Annotated in this window: 1 pseudogene; it reads right to left on the bottom strand. The window is 69.1% G+C overall.

The features are described from left to right. Window positions 1-19: 19 nt before the first annotated feature. A pseudogene (locus F9B16_RS50500) lies at window positions 20-879 on the bottom strand (IS5 family transposase). Window positions 880-952: the final 73 nt, after the last annotated feature.

Raw genomic sequence — 952 nt, 5'->3', positions numbered from 1 at the left:
CTAGGTCGTGTCCAGTGGATCATGCGTTGATCCAGAGCAGTGCTGTGACTAGGACGATTGCCGCTCTGTAGTTGCGGGCGAGCTTGTCGAAGCGGGTGGCGATGCCGCGCCATTGCTTGAGGCGGCCGATGCAGCGTTCGACCACGTTGCGGCCTCTGTAGAAGGCTGGATCGAAGGTCGGGGGACGCCCGCCGCGCGAGCCGCGGCGGGCGCGTCCAGCCTTCTGATCACTGCGTTCGGGGATGGTCGCGGCGATTCCCCGTGCCCGCAGTGACCGGCGGATCGCGGCCGAACTGTAGGCCTTGTCGGCGATCACCCGGTCGGGCCGGCACCGGGGACGCCCCGTCCCGCACCGGGGCACCCGGATGGCGGCCAGCACCTGCCCAAAGACGGTGCAGTCGTTGACGTTCCCGGGCGTGAGCACGATCGACAGCGGCAGGCCGCGCCCGTCGACCGCCAGATGGACCTTGGTGGTCAGCCCGCCCCGTGACCGCCCGAGTGCCTGCCCGGCCGCCCGGTTCGTCCCGCCGGGCTCCCCTTTTTGCGGGCGCCGGCGGCGTGCTGGTGCGCGCGCACGATGGTGGAGTCCACGCTGACGGTCCACTCGATGCGGCCGACCGAGTCGTCGTGGACCTGCACGTGGGTCAAGATCGCATCGAAGGTGCCGTCGGCGGCCCACCGCCGGTACCGCTCATAGACGGTCTTCCAGTTGCCGTACCGCTCCGGCAGGTCCCGCCACGGCACACCGGTGGCCAGCTTCCACAAGATCCCGTTCAACACCGTCCGGTGATCGACCCACCGGCCCCCGCGGGCGGGCTGCGCAGGCAAAAGCGGCTCGATCCGCCGCCACGCCGCATCGGTCAACTCATGCCGTCGCACCACGACACACCATCAACCCACACCCACCAGATCGTCCTCAGCAAAACACCAAGATCTACCGGACAGGCTCTAG

The sequence above is a fragment of the Actinomadura montaniterrae genome, from assembly GCF_008923365.1.
Classification (GTDB): domain Bacteria; phylum Actinomycetota; class Actinomycetes; order Streptosporangiales; family Streptosporangiaceae; genus Spirillospora; species Spirillospora montaniterrae.
Note: the sequence above shows the minus strand (reverse complement) of the source record. Positions and strands in the feature narration are given on the sequence as shown.